General features: G+C 39.5%; 3 protein-coding genes. 2 read left to right on the top strand and 1 reads right to left on the bottom strand.

Annotated features, from left to right (window positions below; translation table 11 throughout):
* Positions 1-439: 439 nt before the first annotated feature.
* Positions 440-2,917: a hypothetical protein gene (locus tag BIZ38_RS21415; protein ID WP_187491265.1), complete on the bottom strand. Its 2,478-nt coding sequence runs from the start codon at positions 2,915-2,917 to the stop codon at positions 440-442.
* A gap of 65 nt (positions 2,918-2,982) precedes the next feature.
* On the opposite strand from BIZ38_RS21415, the gene BIZ38_RS21410 reads away from it, so the two are divergent.
* Positions 2,983-4,734, top strand: coding sequence for an MFS transporter (locus BIZ38_RS21410; protein ID WP_187491264.1), 1,752 nt, complete (start codon positions 2,983-2,985; stop codon positions 4,732-4,734).
* A complete protein-coding gene (ygjK, locus tag BIZ38_RS21405) occupies positions 4,735-7,104 on the top strand; it encodes an alpha-glucosidase (RefSeq protein WP_187491263.1) in 2,370 nt (789 codons plus the stop codon). It abuts the gene before it with no gap.
* Positions 7,105-7,233 lie beyond the last annotated feature (129 nt).

Below are 7,233 nucleotides of genomic sequence, written 5' to 3'. Positions count from 1 at the left end.
TTCCTTGAGGAGAGAAGCCATATCTTTGTAAAACAGGAATGTTTTATCGTATTCATATCGACGCATATTTTCAGACAACAACAGATTCCAAATGCCACGAGCTGTCGCACCAAACTTAATTGCAAAGGTTCATTTCTTCAAAGTCAAAACACCCCTTTAGCTTTTTTCTGGTATTTAAACTAACTATAAATTGAACTACTTGGATGTAAAGTTGATAAATAAACATTCAATTGTACTTACGTTGCAAAAGTGTCGCCAAAGCTGACAACTTCAATATTGATGAGTGTATTGAAAGGTAATTAAATTAGGCCAAAGGTAGCTGAATACCAAGAGAAAGAAAGCAACATCAACTCAGTTAACGCTGGACTAAACAATGGTAATCTAAAGAGGAGGCAAAAGCCACTTTCTTGCGAAAGTGGCTTTTGTCCTATTGTTAAGCTTAGGACAAAGTTAGCTCTTGAATAAGACGAATAGGCTCACCATCAACATTTAAAATGGCCTTTACAGAAATCTGTTGTGGTTTGTCAGTTTTTGTTACTTTGAAGGTGTATGTTTTTTGTTCATAAGGTGCTATATCAACACTTTTCTGTTGAGATTTTGCGGGGGTGGCTTGCTCGAATAATGTTGAGGTTAGAATAATGTCCCCAGTTGTTTCTCCAGAATAAGGCCCAGATAAATTAAACGCTACTAACCAATGGTCTTCATGCTCTTTCGTTTTTACTATATTGAACTCAACGCCATTAAACGGGGTTACTCGCCTTGAGAGCGTAGTTTGGTGCGTTAACGACTTCCATTTGAGAGTTTGCGCAATAGTAATCTTATCAGCATTTATTTCTGTTGGCAGTGAGATATTATGTGTTCCTGAAGTCAAGTTGCGTTTTAGCTGATGAGTTTTGCTTGGCTTATCAGCGCTATCTATGAGTGTTACTTGTGCAGTAATTTCTAAAGGGGAATCAGTTGGATTGACAACTCTTAAAAAAGGCTTCTGTTGGTGATAATAAATATCAGATTTAACCCCGGAAAGTGTACTAAAACCAGCATTATTTAATGTGGCTATATATTGACTTTCTAAGGCCTCTAGTTCAGAACTGACTTCATCGTGCAGCTCTATAGAGGGTAATTTTGCTAAAATATTACTCAACTCAAGATCGCATTGTGGTATAAACCCCTCGTGTTGCTGGCAGGTTTTAAAAACTCGGTTTAGTAGATCATAATTTTTAAAAAGCCAAGGGTTTGTAAGCGCATTCTCTGCTGTGATAGGCAACAAGCGAGAAGGGGTAGGATTAAATAAGTACGGGGTGATTTTATGATTGTTATTTTGACCTAACAAGCTGATCTTTTCGCTGTTAAGTGTTGCTATCATTTGCTTATTCAGGGGAATAGAAAACTGCTGGGTTACTTTCTTACTACCACGTTGAGCGTGTAAGTTAACGCGTAACTGTGCTTGCTCGAGCGTTAAGTTTATTGCAAGTTTCTTATCTGCAATTAATGCATCTTTTATCTCAGGTGTCAGGGCTATTTGCTTTGTTTTAAAGTTATCGTAGTTTTGTACATTTATAATTAAGTGGCTGCTATCTTCAACAAGCAGCATCAGCAATTGATCATCACTTGCCTGCTCTTCACCAACAAAAGTACGGCGATATTTTTGGTTTTTTTGGTTACGCTTTCCTTGTAGTGCTATGCCAATTTTTCCTCGATGTAATTGAGCAGATTCGAACTCGATTAGCGCGGCCACTTGGTTTTTATTTGCTACATCAATGAGTGAACTCGGCTTTGGCGCTGGAAAGTCCATGACTGGGTGGTTGGCAGCTGAGGGGGGATTAATATCTAATCGTGATAACGCCGTTGATTGAGTATTACGTAGCCAGTAAGCATTACCGTCTTGCTCCCAAGGCCCTGATACAATATGGAAACTAGGCTGGATATTTTCTACAAAATCAGCAAAACCTTGTTCTATTTCCGACCAATTTTTAAAAGTACTTTTAAGCAGTGAGTTAGCTGTTGAAAGTGTGGCTTCGCTGTGTGGGTTCGCTAATCTGAGCTCTTCAATAAAGTGAGCAAAGTACTGTGCCCGTTCAGGAGAGCTTAAAAGATAATGAATAATAAAAAAATTAAGTCCACGTTTTAGTGCTGGATCGTCATTTATTTCTTCAATTGTAGGTTTATTTGCGCTGTAATATTGTTTTAAACCGGTTTCAATGTAATTCATTGGGGCGCGATCAAATACCATGACGGTGAGTTGTTTTTGCTTAGGATCATAAACATGGTGAGCAATCGAATCAGCTAAACCTTCGGTGATCCAATTAGGTGCCCACGTTGAATGGCCGTTTAATGCCATATGAAAAGCATGCATGGTTTCGTGAATAACTATATAACGCTGATGGTGCTCACGGTGGCTGGGGAAATTATATCCGGCACGGTTATAAAACATGGTTTCACCACCGGCCGTTTTATGTACGCCACGTAAAAAACCATCATCAAGCATGGCTTCTCGTACACGGGAGCGACTACTACCATAAACAACTGCAATGCGTTGGCGCTCAATATTTGGGGGAGCCATACCAAATAAAGCAACATAATGTGGATATGCCATTTCAAGTAGCTCTAAGTATAGCGTGACCTTCTCTTTGGGTAGATCACTCTTTAGCGCAAAGTGCTTACTTACCCACCAGTTGTAGCCCCGACTATTTCCTATTTTGCCATCGCTGTATGTATATGGAATTGTTTTTCCTAAAAACTCAATATCGATATTATTGAGTGTGCTGGTATAGCCCTGGACGGTAATGTTTGCTTGCATTTTACTTGGGCCGCTTTTTATGTTGCCGATATCAGGTTTATTATTCGCACTAGTATTAGGCGTGGGCTGACAGGCAGTGAGTAGTAAAGTTAATAATGTGAGAGATATAATTTTTGTCATTATAGTTGCTTTGTTTGTATATTGTATGCAATATAAAATACTGCGTTTAATTGAAAAAGTAAACTATGAATAATAACCAACAATTACAATCAGCAGCACAGCAGGAAACTGGCAAAAATAAACAAACTTGGCGTAGCTTTGGGTTAGGTTTCTACTTGGCTAATACCATGGAAATTTTTGAGCGTTTAGCTTGGTATGGCTTTTTTGCAGTATCGTCGGTGTATATGACCACACCCATTGAGCAAGGGGGGGTCGGATTTAGTGATGCAGAGCGAGGCGCCGTACAGGGGATAATTCCGTTTTTTTTATACTTATTACCTGTGATCACTGGGGCTTTTGCCGATCGCTATGGCTATAAAAAAATGTTTACATGCTCATTTGTTGTGATGGCGCCAAGCTATTACTTCTTAGGTCAAGTGACTGATTTTAATTCGTTCTTTATGATTTTAATGTTAGTCGCTTTTGGTGCATCCTGCTTTAAACCTGTGGTAGTAGGCACTATTAGTCAAAATACTAACGACAGTAACCGAGGATTAGGCTTTGGTATTTTTTACACTATGGTTAATTTGGGGGGCTTCATTGGCCCGTTAGTGGCTGGGTATTTAAGGACTATTAGTTGGGATGCGGTATTTATTATGTCGGCATCTTGGATTGTTATTAATTTTATTCCATTGCTTTTTTACCGTGAGTCAAGCAGTAAACTACGTAGCAGCATAGGTGCGGCAGCGGTTTTACAGCAAGCTCAACATGTTTTGGGTAACAGCCGTTTCGCATTATTACTGTTTACCAGTGTAATTATTTTAATGACGGGGGGAGTTAGCTGGTTAACATACACTCAAGCTTTTTCACTAATTACGATTTGGTTAGCTGCGAACTGGTTATGGGATAAGTGCGTAAGCGTGCAAAAAGCGTCTAAATGGTATCTACAACCGGTGAGGGTTAGCAATCGTAGTTTTGCACTATATTTAGCAATATTAACGGGGTTTTGGACGGTATATAACCAACTTTTTTATACTCTACCTCTGTTTATACGTGACTATATTGATACTCAAGATTTAGTTGCACTCTTGAGTTACTTTGGTCAATCAGCAGTGGATTTTTTTGCTTATGTTGATATTCAAGCTTTAAGTAACAAACTGCAAACACTGGCTGCTACTCAAAGTCTAACACCAGTCAAAGAGATAAATTTAGAGGCAGTGCGTCTAGACTTAGTCCACTTAAAAGTCAATGTTCCTGTTGCTGAAATAGCGCTATTTTTTAAACAAGCCAGTGCTTCTAGCTTTTCGGCTGAGCAAAGTATGCAATTGGCGCAGCAGTGGCTTAAATACCGACAGGTAAACCCTGAATACCTGATTAATTTAGATTTTGCAGCTATTGTTCTGTTACAAATAATAGTAAGTGTTAAATGCCAGCATTTTAAAGTTATATCTGTCCTAATAAGCGGTTTAATTGTCACAGCAGGTGCTTTTTTAGTGTTGTTATTAATGAGCGCGGGGGTATTACTAAGCCAATTGGGCGGTTTAGTAGTGGTAACGGTTATATTATTAATTGCTTTTGGTGAAATGCTCACCTCTCCAAAAAGCCAAGAGTATGTAGCGAGCATAGCTCCAACAGGCAGTGCTGCTATGTTTATGGGTTATTACTTTGTATCTATGGCATTAGGCTTTTTATTTGCTGGATTTTTGTCTGGGTGGAGTTATGGTTACCTAGTCAAAGAGATAAAATCCCCCGAAATCATGTGGCTATTATTTGCAGGCATTGCACTAGTTACCGGATTTGGTTTTTATTTATTAGCGCGATACAAAAGGGTTAAATAAATGATTTTTAAAAACCTGTTTATTTTAATCACCGTGCTTTTAATCAGTCATTGTGAGGCTGCTGCTAGTGAGGTGGTTGATTATAAAAACTTAATAGATAGAACCGGAAGCCCATATTATATGCAGGACTTTGAGCAAGGCGGCCACCAACGTTTTAGCCCTCTTTTTGATCTAGGCGCGTGGCATGGACATTTGCTACCAACAGATGAAAACGTCGGTGCGTTCACCGGGCCTGCTATTGTTACTGAGGAGTATTTAAATTTTATAGCGCCTTATCTAGAAAAGCTGACTGTTTATAAAGGCCAGAAAATTGACGTGGCCAATAAAGTGAAACTAGCAATGCGGGCTTACAGCTTACCCGGCGCGTTAGTGCAAGAGCTAAGCGGTGACGGGGTAAACATAATACTTACTTTGCGATTTGTGACAAATCGCACTTCATTAGTTAAAACACAGATCAAAACCACAGAGCCTATTACATTACATTTTGCAGGACAGCTTATAAACCATTTACTTGATAACAATGGCACTGAAAGAGAGGGGCGTTCGCCATTTGTGGTTTATCCGGAATTAAATCCCCAATGGCAAGTCACCAACAATAGTATTGCGATTAGTTTTGGCAAAGTAAGGGCGCATGGACACATACTCACTTCGGGGAGCTCACAGTTATTGCTTAAAAAAACGTTAGCGGTTAGAACACGTCATGACGACCTAAGTTACTCAAGCACAACGCACATAAAAAACAATCGTACATTCTACACAAGCTATTCATATTTATTAAATAATCAAGAAGCGGTACGTGAAAAAGAGGTTATTGATAAAATTTTAAAGCAACCCGAACATCATTTATCACTTAGTAAATTACGTTGGCAAGAGTATATAAATAAAGCCACACAGCCAATTAGTAACAAGCAACCAGCTCTACAAAAACTTGCAGTAAAAAGTGTTGAAACGTTAATTGGAAATTGGCGCAGTAAAGCTGGTGCAGTAGGTTTTGATACCGTTAGTCCAGCCGTGACCGGTCGCTGGTTTTCAGGTAATCAAACTTGGCCTTGGGATAGCTACAAGCAGGCATATGCACTGGTAACATTTAATCCAGAGCTTGCTAAACAAAATTTGAATGCTGTGTTTGAGCATCAAATAACGCCAAACGATGCTGTCAGGCCATGGGATGCTGGATTTATACCTGACTTAGTGGCCTATAATTTTAGTGCAAAACGCGGTGGGGACGGCACAAATTGGAATGAGCGTAATACTAAGCCAAGCTTGGCAGCTTGGGCTGTGTGGCAGGTGTTTGAAAATACAGGCGATACTCAGTGGCTCGCGCACATATACCCTAAACTAGTTGCTTATCGTGAATGGTGGCTACGCAATCGTGATCATAATAAAAACGGTGTGCCAGAGTATGGTGCCACTGTTGATAAAGCTCATAATACTCGTGACGGCAAGTTATTATTTAAAGTAAAAACCTCGGCAGGTTGGCGAACAAGAAGTGGCTTAAAAAACTATAGGACTTACCTAAGCGATGAAGCAACCTTAGAAATTAAAGTTCCGGCACAAACAGCCGCATCTTGGGAATCTGGTCGTGATGATGCTGCTGTGTTTGGTTTTATAAATAATCAACAGTTAAATCGTTATATAAAAAACGGCGGGATTCGTGGTGACTGGCACGTTGGTTTTGCAGAAAATCGTAATGAGACAGGTACACTAGTTGGGTATTCATTATTGCAAGAATCTGTGGATCAAGCCTCTTATATGGCTGCTGATAACCGTTATTTAAGTAAAATAGCGAAGCAGCTTAAGTTACCGCACCAAGCAAGTTACTTTTTAAGGCAAGCCGCTCAGTTAAGGGATTATATCAATCGGTGCATGTTTGATAAAAATACAGGCTTCTACTACGACATTGAAATAGCAGATACCCCCTTAGCGAATGGTTGCGCTGGGAGGACTTTAGTAAAAAGAGGCAAAGGTCCTGAAGGGTGGTCACCGTTGTTTAATCAAGTAGCGAGTATTGAACAGGCAAGTGATGTGGTAAAAACAATGCTTGATAATAATGAGTTTAATACTTACGTTCCGCTTGGCAGTGCTGCGCTGACTAATCCGGCTTTCGGTGCGGATATTTATTGGCGTGGACGAGTATGGCTTGATCAAGCTTACTTTGGGTTAGTAGGTATGAGTCATTACGGTTATTGCAAACAAGCTCAGCAATTAAGTGAAAAGCTATTAAATCATGCCAATGGTTTGCTTTCTAATGCGCCAATACGTGAGAATTATAATCCGCTTAATGGTGAGCAACAAGGAGCGCCTAACTTTTCATGGAGCGCAGCACACTTATTACTAATTGCTCAAAAGCAAGGTAAATGGTGCCAATAATTGGCACTGTTTAATTCAGTTCACCAGACTAATCACACTATGGCATAAATTAATCACCACTGCTTAAGCTTCACAAATTACATGAGAATTAACACAAATAGAATATTGTATACAATATTCTATTTGTGT

Origin of the sequence: Pseudoalteromonas sp. BZK2, assembly GCF_014349195.1 — a bacterium.
Lineage (GTDB): Bacteria > Pseudomonadota > Gammaproteobacteria > Enterobacterales > Alteromonadaceae > Pseudoalteromonas > Pseudoalteromonas simplex.
The sequence above is the reverse complement of the archived record's forward strand: the minus strand, read 5'-3'. Positions and strand labels throughout refer to the sequence as shown.